Origin of the sequence: Streptomyces sp. NBC_01017, assembly GCF_045162795.1 — a bacterium.
Classification (GTDB): domain Bacteria; phylum Actinomycetota; class Actinomycetes; order Streptomycetales; family Streptomycetaceae; genus Streptomyces; species Streptomyces machairae.
Map to the genome: position 1 here is coordinate 11,167,135 of NZ_CP108683.1, position 16,304 is coordinate 11,183,438.

Below are 16,304 nucleotides of genomic sequence, written 5' to 3' on the forward strand. Positions count from 1 at the left end.
GAAGACAGGGCTCCTGGTGCAGTTCCCGATGCGCTGCTTGCCGACCGCGGCTACGACCACGACAAGTACCAGCGACTGCTCTGGAAGCGCGGCATCCGCCCGGTCATCGCCGAACGAGGCGCGGAGCACGGCTCCGGCCTGGGCGCCTGGCTGCACGGCTTCGCCGCCTGCGGATCCGATGGGAGAGACGCGACGACATCCATGAGGCCTTCCTAGGCCTCGCAACCTGCCTGATCACCCACCGACATGTCCGACGCCCTTGTTAGGAGTTCATAGCCCCAGGAGGCGATCTCGTCGGCGCCAGCTTGCTCGGCGAACCTGTAGAGGGCGCCGGGCGGCGGCAACGCCCGCCGCCCGGCGGTACCGGGTTCGCAGTCAGAGGGTGGAGAGGGCCACGTACTTGTTTCCCCATGCATCACCCGGCGTGATGACGACGCGGGCGTAGGGGAAGCCCTTACTGGTGGAGGTGGTGGCCTGCTGCCAGTCGTTCCACGAGCCGTCGGCCATGCGGGTGACGTACCAGACGTTGCCGTCCTGACCGACGGCGGCGACTCGGACTGAGTTCTGGCGGTAGTAGGTGTCGAGGGCGATGTCGACCGAACTAGCGGCCATGGTCGGGCCTTTGATGCCTTGAACCTGACGGAATCCGGTGAACCGGCCATCCGGGTAGCGGATCTGGTGGTAGACGAGGCCGTCGAGCCCGATGGCGAGGATCTGAGACGAGCCGTCGGACATGCCAACCATGGACAGGGCCGTACCGGCGAAGGCCGGGGTGACGCTATAGCCCGCGAGGCGGGTCCAGCCGACCCAGGAACCGTCGGTGCGGCGGATGTTGTGGTAGAGACTGCCGTCGAGCCGGTAGGTCAGCACCTGCGTGGTGCCGTCAGGCATTCCCTCGGCGGCGACCTTGGCCGCCCGCCACGTGGGCGACCCGTCCGTCCCGGGCACGGGCTGGAAACCACTGAACTGTCCAAGGCGGCCTGGCATGCTGGCATCACCCGTCTGGTGGTAGAGGATGCCGTCCATGCCGGTGGCGAGGTACTGGGTGGTGCCGTCGGGCATCCCGGCGAGGTCGGCCGTCTGGAACTTGAGGTCGGCCGCGCCGCCGGGGTTGGGTACCTGGAGCCACTCGGCCCACATGCCGTTCCATCTCATAACGGTGAGGTACAAGTGCTGGTCGTCGCCGATGGTCAGGGCCGTCTTGCGGCCCGGGGGCGGGGGAGTGGCAAGGGATACGCTCGCTGCGGCGAAGCGCTCCGTGTAATGGGTGATGCCCGGCAGTGCTCGCTCGCTGGTACCGCTGGTGCCGAAGGGTATCTCGGGGGTGGCGTGCCCGCGCAGGCGGATGGCGGGAACGTTCGGGTCGCTGACGGTGGGAGTTCCGTAGAACCAGATGGGGTTGGTGAAGGCGACCATCTGGCTCAGCACGCTCCAGGAGGGCTCCATGCGGCGGACGTCGACGCGGGCGAACATGGAGGCTTTGCCCCAGCCGCGCCAGCGCAGCACGCCACTTCCGCCGGCGTCGATCTGGATGGAGGCCATGACGCCCCACTCGGTGACGAGGGTGGCCACGGTGTTCGGGGCACCGGAGATCTTGGCGACGACGTCCACGGCGTCGAAGAAGCCCAGGGGCAGTGTCTCGCCGGGGCCGGCGCTCGTCCCGCGGGCGCTGGCGGTGAAATCCACCGTCACCTGGGACGACTCCGCCACATACAGCCTGCCCCGGCGTATCGCGTCCAGCAGCGCGGCCTTGGAGAGGGTCTTGGCGCACACCACGTTCTGGGGCGTCCCCACGAGGCCGTCGCCCAGGGAGTGGGCATCGCTGTTGCCCAGGCCGGGAACCCGCTTGCCCGCGCACAGCAGCAAATGCCAGGCGATGAGGTTCAGCTCGTCGTCGCCCGTCCAGGGTCGCGTGCCGGACCCAGGGGCCCCGTTCCACACCTCCATAGCGTCGATCTTGTCCAGGCCCAGGCCGAACTCCCAGGCCGAACCGAACGCCGGCGTCATAGGGTGGGCGGCGATGACCAAGCCGCCCAGGCCGCGCACCTGCTGGACGTTGGCGTCGAACTTGCCATCCGACGGTTTGTATCGCCAGTCGATCCAGTCGCCCTGGGGGATGCCCACCGCCAGCCAGTGCCCGTGCCGGGTCGTCACCTCCTCGGCGTTGATCACCAGCATTCGTTTGGGGATGTTGCCCCTCCAGGACACCCCAGCGGCATTGGTGTTGTGGTCGGAGATGGCGATGAAGTCCAGATCGGCGGCGTGGGCGTCAGCGACCCGCTCGTCCACCGTGCGCTGGGAGTCGGAGTGCACGGTGTGCATGTGCAGGTCACCCCGATACCACCCCCAACCGGTGTTCGGGATGCTCGCGGGAAGTACGTCGTAGGGAGTGGTGGTGGGCAGCGGATCACCGTAATCGAGAGTCACGTCCACCTGCCAACCCATGCCCTTCAGTTCGGCCACCATCGGCCCCAGGATGATCGACCACTTGCCCTGCTGGATGGGCCCCGGCACGTAGCCAGGGGTGGCGTCCGCGGCCGACAGCGTGAACTCCTTCCGGGCGCTGCCCGAGTAGCCGCGAAACTCGGTCGGCCCAAGGATGCCGATGTCCATCACGTTGTTCCAGGTACCGGGAAGGCTGGGACTCGTCTGCGGCTCGAAGGAATAGCTGACCGAAATGCGCTGCACACCGGCCGGAATGTCGAGCTCTATGGAGATCCACTGGTCGAACCCGAAGGGCGCAGTTCCCTTGTAAGTCGTCGTCTCCTTCTGACCGGGCGTGCCACTGGTGGCGGCACTGGCGATGCTGGCCGGGACCAGGGTGGCCACACCCCCGGCAGCCAGGAACGCACTCCACCGCAGCAGGCTACGACGACTGACGTCCTCGGCCTCGGCGGCGGCCCTTGAGGGCAGCTCGTGAATCTTGTCGCAGCGCCGATCCCGCATCGCGTCTCCTTCAACCAAGGCGTGAGGCACACAGATTGAGGCCGCCATGTCCGACGGCTACTGTCCGCGCAGGTAAACTGACCACACTGCAGGTCTTGTCCTATACATGCCAGAAGGATTGCATCGTTGCAGTCATCGAGCGCACTAACAAGGGCCAAAAAGGCAGGGCTGCAGGCGGGTGAAGAGGCAGTCGTTCAGGCTCGGCGCCCGCGGGCCGCTCGCTCTCAGGTGACGCCCTGGTTGTCAATCTCTTGGAGGCGTGGAGGACTTCCTTATGCGGTTGAGCCTGCTGGTGCGAGCGTGACCGGACTGCGGTGACGGCTCGTTCGGACTCCACCGGCGCCAGTCCGCCGGCCGTGATGTACCTGCGGCGCGTGTCAGAGAAGTCTGTGATCGGACAGGTGCTGTCCGGGAACAGATCCGTGTGGCTGTACTTCCGGTTCCCGCTGTCGTTTCGCGAGGTCGAGGAGCTGATGATCGAGCGCGACGTCGTCGTGTCCTACGAGACGGTGCGCCGGTGGTGCCTGAAATTCGGACAGGCCTGCGCCAACGGCCACACCACTGCGGCCTGGTCAAGCGCCTCAGCGCGGATCTTGTCCTGGGACCAACCGTTCCTAACCAGTGTCCTGGAGTGACATTTGCTGCCGGCTCCCGGAACTGCGCGCATCGCGAACGGTGTTTGATGCGCTGGTCTCCCGCGTTCGCTGTGTCTCCGTCCGGCTGCGTGCATCGTGTGCATACTCCGTGACGGGTGGGCGGGTTCCCTCACGCCCTCGTGCGTCTGGTCCGGCCTGGGCGGTCCGATGCCCCGCAGTATCGCTGTGGTGCTGCGTGGGCGGTGCCGTCCGTCGCCGGATGGTGCCCGAGGGCGCGTCGCCCGGTCGCGATGCCGGCGGCATCGTGGCGGGACATCTTTCGCTTCTTCGAGGTGAGGGGCTTCTTCCAGTGCTGATCGCCCCACATCGACGTGTACGCCGGGTCCACGGCAACGATCGACAGGCCGTGTTCGGACGCCATGGACACGAGCCGGGCCTTGAGCTTGCCGGTCGGGATGCCCGAGATGAGCTGCCGGAAGCGCTTACGTCTGCCGTGCTTCTCGCGGGTCTTCTCGGCGGCGAAGTCCAGGTTCTCCAGGCCGATGGCTTTGACGCCGCACCGGTCGGCCCAGTGCAGCAACTGGCTGATGGCGTGCCGGATCTGGGCGTCACGGTGGTCTGCGCTCCGCGATCGAGCGGGCCGGCTTCCGGTTCTTCACCATGCCGGCGACGTTGAGGTCTTCCACCACCACGGTGCCGTACTCCCCGGCCAGGGAGGTGGTGAGCTTGTGTATGCCGTCCCGGCGCAGCGCGGTGACGCGGTGGTGCACGCGGTTGCGCTGGGCGTCGGCGCGCTTCCACCGGTTCGAGGGCTGCTGTCCGGTGCGCCGGTCGGGCCCTCGGCGGCGGGAGACCGTACGGGACAGGCGGCCCAGCTTCCGCTGTGCTTCGGCCAGGTGCTTCGGGTTCTCGGTGGCCGGGCGCCCGTCGGAGAACACCGCGAGGGTCTTCACCCCGAGATCGACGCCGATCACCGCATCCGGCCGGGTGGGCGTACGCTCCGCGCGCTGGACTTCCACGATGAAGGAGACGAACCAGCGTTCGGCCTCCTGCCCGACGGTCGCGGACTTGATCCGCGCGCTCCCCGCCTCGATGAGGCGGCCGAGCTTGCATGTGGACTCGTGTGTCCTGATCCGCCCCAGCACGGGCAGCACCACATGCATACGCCCGTCCAGCCGGATCACACCCGTGGTGAACCTGACCGAAGGCGTGGCCTTCCGCTTCGACTTGAAGCGCGGGAAACCCATCCGCGGGCCCCTGCGCCTGCCCCGCTTGGAATCGGCCCAGTTCTTCAACGCAGACGCGAGCCGGTCAAGACCGGTGGCGTACGCCTCCTTCGAGCACACCACCCACCAGGGGGCAACGGCGTCCTTTGCCTGGTTCCACGCCTTGCGCAGCGCGTACATCGACCACGACACCGTAGGCGTCAACTCCGCCTCGGCAATGCCGTAGGAGCGTTCCGCCTCACGCCGGGACCGCCTTCACCACGGCCAGACCCCAGTTGTAGGCGACACGAGCCGCGCCGGCATGCCGGACATCGCACCGGCCTGACGCGGCGTCGGGTCCAGCGCAAACCGGTAGGCATGCGTCGTGATCACCCCAAGAACCGTACCTGCCCCCGCTGACAACCCGACACCAGCAACCCCAACGATCAAGAGAACCTGACGAAGGCCGAGATTCACTGATGGACTCCACAGCAGCTAGTAGGACTCCGTTAGGTTGCTCTGGCTCTGGGGTTTTGGCTGGTGGTGGATGTTCTGGGCAGGGGGCGGTGGCAGGTGGTGCAGGTGCCGGTCCAGCAGTTCAGCAGGTCCTGGATGGCGTCGAGGGTCTGGTAGAGGGTGAGTTGGCTGTATCGGCTTTTGGGGCCAGTCGCTGTTCGGTGAGGAACGCGTGGGCGGCGGTGACCAGGGTGACGTGGTGATGCCAGCCGTTCCAGGAACGTCCCTCGAAGTGGTCCAGGCCGAGGCCGTGCTTGAGTTCCCGGTAGTCGTGCTCGATGCGCCAGCGGATCTTCGCCAGGCGGACCAGTTCGGCGATTGGGGTGTCTGCGGGCAGGTTGGACAGCCAGTAGCCGGTGGGTGCTTCGGCGCCGTCGGGCCATTCGGCCAGCAGTGTGACCTCAGGCAGGACGCCGTCCCAGTGGCCGTGTGAGGCGAGGGCGGCGGCCTGGGCGAGGCGTTTGGATTTGATCCCGGCGGGCCGCACCTGCAGGGACAGGAAGTGTGAGCGCAGCGGTCCGCGGGATCCTTCCCGCCAGGTCACCTCGGTGAAGGCCTGCCGTCCGTGGCCGGCCACCAGCGCGGCCACCGGAGTCGGCCTGTCGCGGTAGCGGGGCTGCGGCTTGCGGCCGTTGCCGGACCAGGTGGGGGCCATGGGCATCGCATCATGCGGGTGGACGGTCACATCCGAGCGGATCGCCACCACGTAGTCGATGCTGCGATGTTCCAGGCCGTCGCGGAAGTCGGCGTTCTGTCCGTAGCCGGCGTCGGCCACCAAAACCGGAGGCACCAGACCCCATCCGGCCAGCTCATCGATGGTGTCCAGGGCCAGACGCCACTTCTCCCGGTGCCCGATCTCGTCGGGCATCCCGGTCTTGCGCCGGCGAACCGGATCGTGCGCCCACTCCTCAGGCACGAACAGGCGCCATTGCAGCGGACAGGACGCCGTGTCGGAGACCGCGTGCACACTCACTGCGACCTGGCAGTTGGCCTGCTTGCCCAGCGCCCCGCAGTACTGGTGGGCGACCGCCACCGACATCTTCCCGTCCTTGGGAAACGACACGTCATCGACCGCCCACGCGTCCGGACCGACCAGCGGCACCATCCGCTGCGCAATCCGCCGCCGCACCGGCAGCGGATCCCACGTCGACTGGTTCACGAACTGCTGCAGATTCTGCTCGTTGCCGTCCGGCAGCCGCTGCGCCATGGCCTGGATGGACTTGCGGCGACCGTCCACCATCAGTCCCCGCAGATAGCAGTCGCTCTTGGCCCGCTGGTCCTTGCGCGGCACCGAGGCGAACACATCAGCCACGAATAACGCCAACTTCGCCCGAGCCCGGTTCACTTCATGTGTATCCACACCTTCAGCGTTCCCCCAAACAGGACCGACAGGCAGACATAACGGAGTCCTACTAGTGCCGCATCAGAGAACCTTTGCCCTGTGGTGATGTGACGCGCCGTTCGGATGCTGGTCCGGACGGCGCGGTGTCGGCCAAGCTGTCTGGGTGGCAGAACGAGTACGCGTCCGTGAGATCGATGACGACGAGGGGCAGCGCCTGCTGCGGATCATCCGTAGAGGCACGGGGTCGGTGGTGACCTGGCGGCGGGCCCAGATGGTGCTGCTGTCCGCGCAGGGCATGCCCGTGGTGAAGATCGCCGAGGTGACATTCACCAGCGCGGACCGAGTCCGGGACGTGATCCACAACTTCAACACCGACGGCTTCGACTCGCTCTACCCGAAGTACAAGGGCGGTCGGCCCAAGACCTTCACTCTCCCCGAACGCCGGGAGATCAAGAAGACCGCCAAGTCCAAGCCTGCCGAGCACGGCCTGCCGTTTTCGACCTGGAGCCTGGCCAAGCTGGCCGACTTCCTGGTCGCCGAGGGGGTGGTCGACGACATCAGCCACGAGGGCCTTCGGGTTCTGCTCCGTGAGGAGGGCGTCTCGTTTCAACGCATAAAGACCTGGAAGACCTCCCGCGACCCCGACTACGCCGCCAAGAAAGCGCGCGTCGAGCACCTCTACGCCATCGCCGACGGCGAGGTCATACCCGACGATGGCGAACCAGAAGTCGTCTTCTGCCTTGACGAGTTCGGCCCGCTCAACCTCCAGCCTCACCCCGGCCGGCAGTGGACCGAGCGCGGCGGGAAGCACAAGGACCCCGACCGGGAACCCCGCCCCCGCCGACGGGCCACCTACACCCGCCCGCACGGCGTCCGCCACCTCCTCGCCGCCTATGACCTGGCCCGGGACAGGCTCTACGGCCACATCAAGCCGAAGAAGAACCGGACGAGGTTCCTGGAGTTCTGCCGCTACCTGCGCAGCCTCTACCCGGCCGAGACCCGGATCGCGATCGTGCTCGACAACTTCTCCCCGCACCTGACCACCAAGAAGGACACCCGCGTCGGCGACTGGGCCACGGCCAACAACGTCGAATTCGCCTACACCCCGACCAACAGCTCCTGGCTCAACCGCATCGAGGCCCAGTTCACCGCCCTGCGCTACTTCGCACTCGACGGCACCGACCATGCCAGCCACAAGGAGCAGGGCAGCATGATCCGCCGCTACATCATCTGGCGGAACAAGCACGCCGCCGACGAACGCCTGCGCAAGGTAGTCAACAGGGCGAACGTTGCCTGATACGGCACTAGTAGGACTCCGTTAGGTTGCTCTGGCTCTGGGGTTTTGGCTGGTGGTGGATGTTCTGGGCAGGGGGCGGTGGCAGGTGGTGCAGGTGCCGGTCCAGCAGTTCAGCAGGTCCTGGATGGCGTCGAGGGTCTGGTAGAGGGTGAGTTGGCTGTATCGGCTTTTGGGGCCAGTCGCTGTTCGGTGAGGAACGCGTGGGCGGCGGTGACCAGGGTGACGTGGTGATGCCAGCCGTTCCAGGAACGTCCCTCGAAGTGGTCCAGGCCGAGGCCGTGCTTGAGTTCCCGGTAGTCGTGCTCGATGCGCCAGCGGATCTTCGCCAGGCGGACCAGTTCGGCGATTGGGGTGTCTGCGGGCAGGTTGGACAGCCAGTAGCCGGTGGGTGCTTCGGCGCCGTCGGGCCATTCGGCCAGCAGTGTGACCTCAGGCAGGACGCCGTCCCAGTGGCCGTGTGAGGCGAGGGCGGCGGCCTGGGCGAGGCGTTTGGATTTGATCCCGGCGGGCCGCACCTGCAGGGACAGGAAGTGTGAGCGCAGCGGTCCGCGGGATCCTTCCCGCCAGGTCACCTCGGTGAAGGCCTGCCGTCCGTGGCCGGCCACCAGCGCGGCCACCGGAGTCGGCCTGTCGCGGTAGCGGGGCTGGGGCTTGCGGCCGTTGCCGGACCAGGTGGGGGCCATGGGCATCGCATCATGCGGGTGGACGGTCACATCCGAGCGGATCGCCACCACGTGGTCGATGCTGCGATGTTCCAGGCCGTCGCGGAAGTCGGCGTTCTGTCCGTAGCCGGCGTCGGCCACCAAAACCGGAGGCACCAGACCCCATCCGGCCAGCTCATCGATGGTGTCCAGGGCCAGACGCCACTTCTCCCGGTGCCCGATCTCGTCGGGCATCCCGGTCTTGCGCCGGCGAACCGGATCGTGCGCCCACTCCTCAGGCACGAACAGGCGCCATTGCAGCGGACAGGACGCCGTGTCGGAGACCGCGTGCACACGCACTGCGACCTGGCAGTTGGCCTGCTTGCCCAGCGCCCCGCAGTACTGGTGGGCGACCGCCACCGACATCTTCCCGTCCTTGGGAAACGACACGTCATCGACCGCCCACGCGTCCGGACCGACCAGCGGCACCATCCGCTGCGCAATCCGCCGCCGCACCGGCAGCGGATCCCACGTCGACTGGTTCACGAACTGCTGCAGATTCTGCTCGTTGCCGTCCGGCAGCCGCTGCGCCATGGCCTGGATGGACTTGCGGCGACCGTCCACCATCAGTCCCCGCAGATAGCAGTCGCTCTTGGCCCGCTGGTCCTTGCGCGGCACCGAGGCGAACACATCAGCCACGAATAACGCCAACTTCGCCCGAGCCCGGTTCACTTCATGTGTATCCACACCTTCAGCGTTCCCCCAAACAGGACCGACAGGCAGACATAACGGAGTCCTACTAGTAGACTGTCGTGGCTAATTCTTGGGATAAAGGTGGCGCAGTTTGATGCGTGCGTCATGGGTGGTGAACTGCCAGTCCACTTGGCGTTGGTGGGTGTTGGTGGCGTTCTGCCAGGCCGAGAGTTCGGTGTTGAGTGTGTCGAGGTCGCCGATCCGGCGGTCGAGGCATTGCCGGGTCAGCGCGGAGAGTTCGATCTCGGCGATGTTGAGCCAGGAGCCGTGCTTGGGCGTGTGGTGGATCTCGAGGCGTTGAGCCAGGGCGAAGGCCTCTTCTGGTTCGAAGGCCTCGTACAGGGAGGCGATGGTGTGGGTGTTGAGGTTGTCCATCACCAGGACCACGGTTTCGGCGTCGGGGTGGTCCACGGTCAGTAGCTGTTTGACCTGGCCGGCCCAGTCGATCCGGGTCCGTCGGGACAGTGCCTGCGTGCGACGCCATCCGCGTAAGGGTTCGGTCCATACGAAGACGGAGCAGGTGCCGCAGCGGATGTACTCGCTGTCCTGGCACGCGTCGCGGCCGGGTCGGGCGGGGATTGGGCCGCGGACGTGGTCGAGGAGCTGGTAGGGCTTCTCGTCCATGCACACCACCGGACGCGCCGGGTCGTAGGGTCGGGCATAGACGGCGAGGACGTCTTCCATCCGGGCTGCGAACTGCGCGTTCGCTCGTGGTGGGATGGTCCAGCACTTCTTCAGGTGAGGGCGCAGTTCCGTTTTTTAAGACCCGGCCGATGGTGGAGTGGTCCAGATCGGGGATGTCCTCAACCAGTGCGACGTGCTTCTCCAGTAGTCGCAGCGACCACCGCGCATAGCCTGAGGGCGGCTGGGAGCATGCCATCGCGATCAGCCGGGCTTCGACCTCGCCGGTCACCGGCGAGGGCACCGGCGGCAGGTCGCGTTTCTTCCGTGCGATCGTGGCGTGAACATCGCCACCGGTCTCGGCGAAACGCTTGGCGACCAGCCGCAACGTCTCACCACAGACGCCGAGCCGGGTCGCGATCGCCTCTTTGGAGTCCACCTCACCCACCGAGGTGTCCAGCGCGAGCAGCACCCGCGCACGCATGATCATCGAAGCAGTGATGATGGTGCCGTGGTCCTCCGCCGGGTCTGACCCACATCGAAGCTGACGCCCACGGGCTGTCATGTCGGAGAACTGTCGACTCGCTGCGGGGGGCCACCACGCACACAGCCGATCGGGCGCTCGTGACCTGATAGGAGCTTGGGCTAGAAGCCCCCGTCACTGCTTTGTCCGCCGCCCGACCGGCGTGTGCTGCCCCTCTTGCCAACCCGGAAGGACAGCACCTCCATCATGGCCGATCAGCGCCCGGACGTCTTCGGAGGCGTGGACACCCACGCCGACACCCACCATGCCGCCGCCGTCGACCCCATCGGCCGGCATCTGGGCGACGCTCAGTTCCCGACCACGAGCGAGGGTTACCGCGCCCTGCTGGCCTGGCTGCGCTCTTTCGGGAGCGTGCGCGCCGTCGGCGTCGAGGGCACCGGATCCTACGGCACCCAGCTCGCACGCGTCCTGGCCGCTTCCGGCCTGCAAGTGTTCGACATCAACCGGCCTGACCGGCGCATGCGCCGCCAGCTGGGCAAGTCCGATCCCATCGACGCCTATGCCGCCGCCGAGGCAGTCGCCTCCGGACGTGCGGGCGTCATCCCCAAGACCCACACCGGTGCCGCCGAGGGGCTGCGGGTCCTGCACAACGCCCGCACCTCGGCCATGAAGGCCCGCACCCAGGCCATCAACCAGATCCGCAGCCTCCTGGTCACCGCGCCCGACACCCTGCGCAGCCAACTGCGCCCTCTGGCAGCAGCAGACCTGATCAGCGCATGCGCCAGGCTCCGACCGACACCGGACCTGGCCGACCCCACCGCCGCGGCCAAGTTCACCCTGCGCCGCCTTGCCCGCAGATACCAGGACCTCGGGCGTGAAATCAGCGAGTATGACGCCGAGTTGACCACATTGGCGGCTCAGGCCGCGCCCATGCTCTTGGCCGTGAACGGCGTCGGGCCCGAGACCGCCGCCCGCCTCCTGGCGGCAGTCGGCGACAACCCCGAGCGCCTGCGCTCCGAGGCAGCCTTCGCCCATCTGTGCGGCGCCGCACCTCTGCCGGCCTCCTCCGGCCGCCGCGACCGCCACCGGCTGAACCGGGGAGGCAACCGGTCCGCCAACGCAGCCCTCTACCGCATCGCGGTCGTCCGCATGCAGCACGACCGCCGCACCCGCGAGTACGTGGCCCGACGCACTGCGCAGGGACTGCAGAAGAAGGACATCATCCGCTGCCTCAAGCGCTACATAGCCCGTGAGGTCTTCAGAGCCTTGACCTGCACGAACATCACGACGGCCGACCTTGCACAGGCCGCTTGACAGGAAATAGGAGCTTCTCCGCGAACACCCGTCGTGGTCACCCGGACCAATTCCTCACGGTCCTGCGTGGTCAGCCTGACCGGCCGCTTCTTCTGCGAACCCATAACAACAGCCCTGTCTGACAAGCGAGAAGGATCTGACAGATACCAGCCTCCCAGACATGACACAACTAAGCAGCGACGACCTACTAGTTCACCGGCCACCAGGCGGACGATCTCCTTCCCCGCCCGATCGTGATCGAACCGGGCACGGGACAACAGGTGCTGCAGCCGGTGAGGGCCCGGATGTCCCAACGCCTGCCCGAGCGTCCAGCAGTTCCGCGTGTCCACCTCCAGCAACAGTCCGGCGACCAACTCGGCGGCTGTCGCCCGCGTTTCACGCCGTGTGAAACAGCCCGCGACGGTTGCCATGACCCTCCCGAATGTCTCGCCCCACGTCTGCTCCGCTATCGTGGCCTCCGCGGCCACCGTGTCTTGATACGTCGTCACAAACGTTCATGATCGCGGTGGCCGTCCTCATGCCCGCACGCACCCCCGACAAGACACTGACCAGCCCAGACGCTGGAACTACAGCTGCCGTGTCAGTAGCTGTTTGACCTGGCCGGCCCAGTCGATCCGGGTCCGTCGGGACAGTGCCTGCGTGCGACGCCATCCGCGTAAGGGTTCGGTCCATACGAAGACGGAGCAGGTGCCACAGTGGATGTACTCGCTGTCCTGGCACGCGTCGCGGCCGGGTCGGGCGGGGATTGGGCCGCGGACGTGGTCGAGGAGCTGGTAGGGCTTTTCGTCCATGCACACCACCGGACGTGCCGGGTCGTAGGGTCGGGCATAGACGGCGAGGACGTCTTCCATCCGGGCTGCGAACTGTGCGTTCGCTCGTGGTGGGATGGTCCAGCACTTCTTCAGGTGAGGGCGCAGTTCCGTTTTTAGGATCCGGCCGATGGTGGAGTGGTCCAGATCGGGGATGTCCTCAACCAGTGCGACGTGCTTCTCCAGTAGTCGCAGCGACCACCGCGCATGGCCCGGGGGCGGCTGGGAGCATGCCATCGCGATCAGCCGGGCTTCGACCTCGCCGGTCACCGGCGAGGGCACCGGCGGCAGGTCGCGTTTCTTCCGTGCGACCGTGGCGTGAACATCGCCACCGGTCTCGGCGAAACGCTTGGCGACCAGCCGCAACGTCTCACCACAGACGCCGAGCCGGGTCGCGATCGCCTCTTTGGAGTCCACCTCACCCACCGAGGTGTCCAGCGCGAGCAGCACCCGCGCACGCATGATCATCGAAGCTCCGCGAACACCCGTCGTGGTCACCCGGACCAATTCCTCACGGTCCTGCGTGGTCAGCCTGACCGGCCGCTTCTTCTGCGAACCCATAACAACAGCCCTGTCTGACAAGCGAGAAGGATCTGACAGATACCAGCCTCCCAGACATGACACAACTAAGCAGCGACGACCTACTAGTACTCAGCTTGAACTCGTAGACGCCGGCTGGTGGATCACGGTGGTTCGATCACCAGGCCGGTCTCGGTGAGGCAGCCGTTGATCAGGTCGGGCCGGTACTGGATCTTCTTGAGCTTGCGCTTGACGATGCGGACGAGGCCGCCCAGGTCGGCGGTGACGAAGTTGGCGATGGAGCGTTTCAGGAGTGACCAGACGCCCTCGGTGGGGTTCAGCTCGGGTGCATACGCGGGCATCTGGACCACACGCAGCCACTCCTGGTGTTCGTCGGCGAACTCCTTCATCTGTGCACACAGGTGCACGTTCAGGTTGTCCCAGCACCACACGAGCGGCGCGTGCAGCTGCTGGTGAACGGCGAGGATCAGTTCGCGGTACTCGTGCCAGGCGAAGCTCTTGGGCTCGCCCTTGCGCCCGTGATAGACGTGCAGCCGGTAGAAGAAGTGCGGGCGCTCGCCGGGGCGGAAGCAGACCGCGCCGGCCACGTTGACCCGGCCGGAACCTCTGCCACGCACCCTCACCACGGGCCGTGCCCCGCGCGGGGCCCATGTGCGGCCCTTCGGCGGCCTCAGGCCCTGCCCCGCCTCGTCCTCGAAGCAGATGTAGGCGCCCAGGTCCGCCGCACTGGTTTTACCTGCGGCCACACCTCCTGCTTCCACACCTCGATGGCCTCCTCGTCCCGCTCGACGGCCCGGCGCACCGGGACCTGGCACGACCAGCCGTGGCGCCGCATCAGCTTCCACACGCCCTGCACCGTGTAGCCCACATGGAACAGCCGCCCGATCAGCGCCTTGATCCGCTTCAGCGTCCACCGCTGGTCGTCGGCGAATCCGTGCGCCGGCGGGCCGCGCCGCAGTTCTGCTTCCAGACGCGCGAACTGCCGCGCCGACAGACGCTCCGGCGACACCGGTCCCCTGGAACGCAGGGCCTGCACCCCGCCCTCGCGCCACCGCTGACGCCACAGCCGCACAGTGCGCGGCGCTACCCGTAACTCCGCCGCGACCGCACCAGAACTCTCGCCCTGCTCAAATAACTCAGCGGCCTTCAGCCGCAGTTGTTCACGTCGTTCCTGCTCGGCAGGCGTATACCCGCCCCTCTGCGCATACCGCATGCACCTGCCATACCGCAGGGATCAAGGACCGTCACGCCCTCTCGGCGTCTACGAGTTCAAGCTGAGTAGCCCCCTCGACAAGTCATTTCGCCGAGCAGGTTCCGCAGATACCGGCGGGTGCACGGTCGACCACCCGGTCACGGACTGCGGCCGGACATCGGAGACGGGAGGCTGGTTCCACCGTCGTGCAGGCCCCTCGTGACCAAGGCCTGTCCCGGCCGGTGGCGATGCATGCCTCCGCACCCGCCGCCGGGAGGGACGCGACCTGTGCCCGACATGCTGTCCGCCCGGAACGCGGGGGCGGGACTGCACCGCATTAGGTTGCGGGCACGCCTCGTCCGGCCAGGCTGAGGATGCAAGCGTGAGAGGTGCAAGCGATGGAGACCTGGTTCAACGAGGATGCCGACGCTCTCGACAGTCTGATCAGCAACTGCGGGACGGGGCTCGTTCAGGCCACCGTGAAGGATGTCGCCGGGTTCTACGGTATGACCGAGGATGCGGTCAGGCAGTGGCTGGAGTCGATATTTAGGAACTCCACCCATGACGCCGTCGAGCAGGCCAGTGCAGATGTGATCAGGACCGAGGTGAACGGCTGGGACAACGCCGCCTGGAGTAGATGGCTGCGGGAGGTGTGCATCCAGGCCGGCTACCCCATGACAGCGAATCCGCCCTCCGGCCAGGGCGCGTTTCCCGGACCGGTATCCGCCCCGCAACCGCAACAGCAGATCCAGGGAGCGGGCTACGTCTGGACACCCGATCCGCCCCCACAACCCGCGCCCCCGCCCGTCCACCCCCACCCCGCCACACACGCCTGGTCACAGATGGACGAAAACGTCCTCATCCACTGGCTCGACTGGCTTGCCCAGATGGACCAGCAACCCACATGGGACACCATCGCCGACGGCCTGGCAGCGTTCCTGGCAAGCGAAGACATCCACGACGACCCCACAGCCTGGTGGACCACAGCCTGGCAGTCCCCCGACGGACGAATCGCATACCTGCGGCAATACCAGAGCCGGAAGGCCGACCTGTCCGCCCTCGATGCACAAATCGCCTACGCCTGGCAATCAACCCAGTGGGCCCTCGCCAACCAGCAGCAAACCCAAAACCAGCCCCAGGCCCAGCCACCCGCATACACCTGGACCCCCGACCAACAGACCCAGCACTACCCCCAGACAACCCCACAAACCCACCCGCCGGCACAACACCCGCAGACCCACCCCCGAAACCAGCCCACACCCCACCCGGCTCCACCACCCTCAAGCGGACAACCCAAGCCCCTCAAGCGGAAACAACCCCCACCCGACCCCAACCTCACTGAACACAAAAGCAACCAAGGTAAACGCCAACGCCCCGCCGTTGGCGAAAACGATTTCAGCCGGAGAATTTGGAAAGTGCGCGAGGAGGCAGGCCTGACGCAGAAGGAGCTTGCAAAAAAGGCGAGTCTCGGAATCCATTTTATAGCGAAAGGCGAGTCCGGCATCTACATCGATCCGGGCACGGCACGCCGCTGGATCCAGGCGGTGACAGACAACACAAAAATCCAAGAAAAGCTTCAAACGCTCTATAATGCAATATACCAAGACGGTAGGGATCCCGCAAAGCTGGCATTCTGGGAACTGATGCTGCGACTCCGCGAGAATAGGGGATTCTCGCGAGTAGAGGTCGCAGTTGCAGTCGGCGTAGGGAACGCGACAATTTCGAAATGGGAGAGTGGGGCGGTGATGACACCGGGAATAAAGGGCCAGAACAAAGTTAACATGTGGATCAACTTCCTGACGGCAGGACTGAAAGACAGGGAAAGCGTCCGCAGGGAGCTACGCCAGCTCTATGAGAGGGAAGTGGCAACGCCGGGGCGGATGTTTTTTTGGACCGACTGAAGGTATCCATTCAGTAGGCTGTGACACGGCAGCTGTAGTTCCAGCGTCTGGGCTGGTCAGTGTCTTGTCGGGGGTGCGTGCGGGCATGAGGACGGCCACCGCGATCATGAACGTTTGTGACGACGTATCAAGACACGGTGGCCGCGG

12 protein-coding genes and 4 pseudogenes are annotated in these 16,304 nt (G+C 66.4%); 6 read left to right on the top strand and 10 right to left on the bottom strand.

Going from position 1 to position 16,304, the window contains the following annotated elements; all coding sequences use genetic code 11:
* Positions 1 to 12: 12 nt before the first annotated feature.
* Positions 13 to 266: pseudogene (locus OG331_RS51265) on the top strand (IS5/IS1182 family transposase); the annotation flags it as partial.
* A gap of 109 nt (positions 267 to 375) precedes the next feature.
* Here the strand turns inward: OG331_RS51265 and OG331_RS51270 are convergent.
* The gene (locus OG331_RS51270) at positions 376 to 2,946 is read right to left on the bottom strand and encodes a CehA/McbA family metallohydrolase (protein ID WP_406190693.1); all 2,571 of its coding nucleotides are present in this window, start codon (positions 2,944 to 2,946) and stop codon (positions 376 to 378) included.
* 359 nt (positions 2,947 to 3,305) lie between these two features.
* Between OG331_RS51270 and OG331_RS51275 the strand changes: the two are divergent.
* Positions 3,306 to 3,494, top strand: a pseudogene (locus tag OG331_RS51275) (hypothetical protein); the annotation flags it as partial.
* Positions 3,495 to 3,560: 66 nt separating this feature from the next.
* On the opposite strand, the pseudogene OG331_RS51280 reads toward OG331_RS51275, so the two are convergent.
* From OG331_RS51280 to OG331_RS51290, 3 genes and pseudogenes are all read right to left on the bottom strand, one after another.
* A pseudogene (locus OG331_RS51280) lies at positions 3,561 to 4,167 on the bottom strand (IS200/IS605 family accessory protein TnpB-related protein); the annotation flags it as partial.
* Entirely contained in the window at positions 4,151 to 4,948 is a 798-nt protein-coding gene (gene tnpB, locus OG331_RS51285) for an IS607 family element RNA-guided endonuclease TnpB (RefSeq protein WP_406190690.1), read from the bottom strand. The pseudogene OG331_RS51280 and the gene tnpB, both read right to left, overlap by 17 nt.
* A 397-nt stretch (positions 4,949 to 5,345) precedes the next feature.
* The gene (locus tag OG331_RS51290) at positions 5,346 to 6,623 is read right to left on the bottom strand and encodes an IS701 family transposase (RefSeq protein ID WP_406190343.1); all 1,278 of its coding nucleotides are present in this window, start codon (positions 6,621 to 6,623) and stop codon (positions 5,346 to 5,348) included.
* A 145-nt stretch (positions 6,624 to 6,768) separates the two neighbouring features.
* Between OG331_RS51290 and OG331_RS51295 the strand changes: the two genes are divergently transcribed.
* Entirely contained in the window at positions 6,769 to 7,902 is a 1,134-nt protein-coding gene (locus OG331_RS51295; RefSeq protein ID WP_406190614.1) for an IS630 family transposase, read from the top strand.
* Between the two features lie 110 nt (positions 7,903 to 8,012).
* Here the strand turns inward: OG331_RS51295 and OG331_RS51300 are convergent, their stop codons facing one another.
* From OG331_RS51300 to OG331_RS51310, 3 genes and pseudogenes are all read right to left on the bottom strand, one after another.
* Positions 8,013 to 9,290 carry an IS701 family transposase gene (locus OG331_RS51300; protein ID WP_406190687.1) on the bottom strand — a complete coding sequence of 426 codons (1,278 nt, stop codon included), beginning with the start codon at positions 9,288 to 9,290 and terminating at the stop codon, positions 8,013 to 8,015.
* 69 nt (positions 9,291 to 9,359) lie between these two features.
* Positions 9,360 to 10,046 (bottom strand): IS630 family transposase, encoded by a 687-nt coding sequence (locus OG331_RS51305; protein ID WP_406210871.1) that lies wholly within the window; start codon positions 10,044 to 10,046, stop codon positions 9,360 to 9,362.
* Between the two features lie 70 nt (positions 10,047 to 10,116).
* A pseudogene (locus tag OG331_RS51310) lies at positions 10,117 to 10,305 on the bottom strand (helix-turn-helix domain-containing protein); the annotation flags it as partial.
* Between OG331_RS51310 and OG331_RS51315 the strand changes: the two are divergent.
* Both OG331_RS51315 and OG331_RS51320 read left to right on the top strand, forming a co-directional pair.
* Complete coding sequence (locus OG331_RS51315; protein ID WP_406190685.1) at positions 10,258 to 10,449, top strand: hypothetical protein; 192 nt, start codon at positions 10,258 to 10,260, stop codon at positions 10,447 to 10,449. The pseudogene OG331_RS51310 and the gene OG331_RS51315 sit on opposite strands and share 48 nt — an antisense overlap.
* A 198-nt stretch (positions 10,450 to 10,647) precedes the next feature.
* Positions 10,648 to 11,715, top strand: a complete 1,068-nt coding sequence (locus tag OG331_RS51320) for an IS110 family transposase (protein WP_406190682.1) — start codon at positions 10,648 to 10,650, stop codon at positions 11,713 to 11,715.
* 566 nt (positions 11,716 to 12,281) lie between these two features.
* Here OG331_RS51320 and OG331_RS51325 read toward each other — a convergent pair.
* The 3 genes from OG331_RS51325 to OG331_RS51335 form a co-directional block, all read right to left on the bottom strand.
* Positions 12,282 to 12,992, bottom strand: coding sequence for an IS630 family transposase (locus OG331_RS51325; RefSeq protein ID WP_406190679.1), 711 nt, complete (start codon positions 12,990 to 12,992; stop codon positions 12,282 to 12,284).
* Positions 12,993 to 13,207: 215 nt separating this feature from the next.
* Positions 13,208 to 13,810, bottom strand: a complete 603-nt coding sequence (locus tag OG331_RS51330) for a transposase (RefSeq protein ID WP_406190677.1) — start codon at positions 13,808 to 13,810, stop codon at positions 13,208 to 13,210.
* Entirely contained in the window at positions 13,735 to 14,277 is a 543-nt protein-coding gene (locus OG331_RS51335; protein ID WP_406190674.1) for a winged helix-turn-helix domain-containing protein, read from the bottom strand. Before OG331_RS51335 ends, OG331_RS51330 begins: the two co-directional genes overlap by 76 nt.
* Positions 14,278 to 14,654: 377 nt before the next feature.
* Between OG331_RS51335 and OG331_RS51340 the strand changes: the two genes are divergently transcribed.
* Complete coding sequence (locus OG331_RS51340) at positions 14,655 to 16,157, top strand: helix-turn-helix transcriptional regulator (RefSeq protein WP_406190671.1); 1,503 nt, start codon at positions 14,655 to 14,657, stop codon at positions 16,155 to 16,157.
* Positions 16,158 to 16,304: the final 147 nt, after the last annotated feature.

Coding starts and splice junctions, on each gene's coding strand:
- OG331_RS51270 (WP_406190693.1), bottom strand. CDS start 2,946: ATGCGGGATCGGCGCTGCGACAAGATTCACGAGCTGCCCTCAAGGGCC.
- tnpB (WP_406190690.1), bottom strand. CDS start 4,948: ATGTACGCGCTGCGCAAGGCGTGGAACCAGGCAAAGGACGCCGTTGCC.
- OG331_RS51320 (WP_406190682.1), top strand. CDS start 10,648: ATGGCCGATCAGCGCCCGGACGTCTTCGGAGGCGTGGACACCCACGCC.
- OG331_RS51325 (WP_406190679.1), bottom strand. CDS start 12,992: ATGATCATGCGTGCGCGGGTGCTGCTCGCGCTGGACACCTCGGTGGGT.
- OG331_RS51335 (WP_406190674.1), bottom strand. CDS start 14,277: ATGCGGTATGCGCAGAGGGGCGGGTATACGCCTGCCGAGCAGGAACGA.
- OG331_RS51340 (WP_406190671.1), top strand. CDS start 14,655: ATGGAGACCTGGTTCAACGAGGATGCCGACGCTCTCGACAGTCTGATC.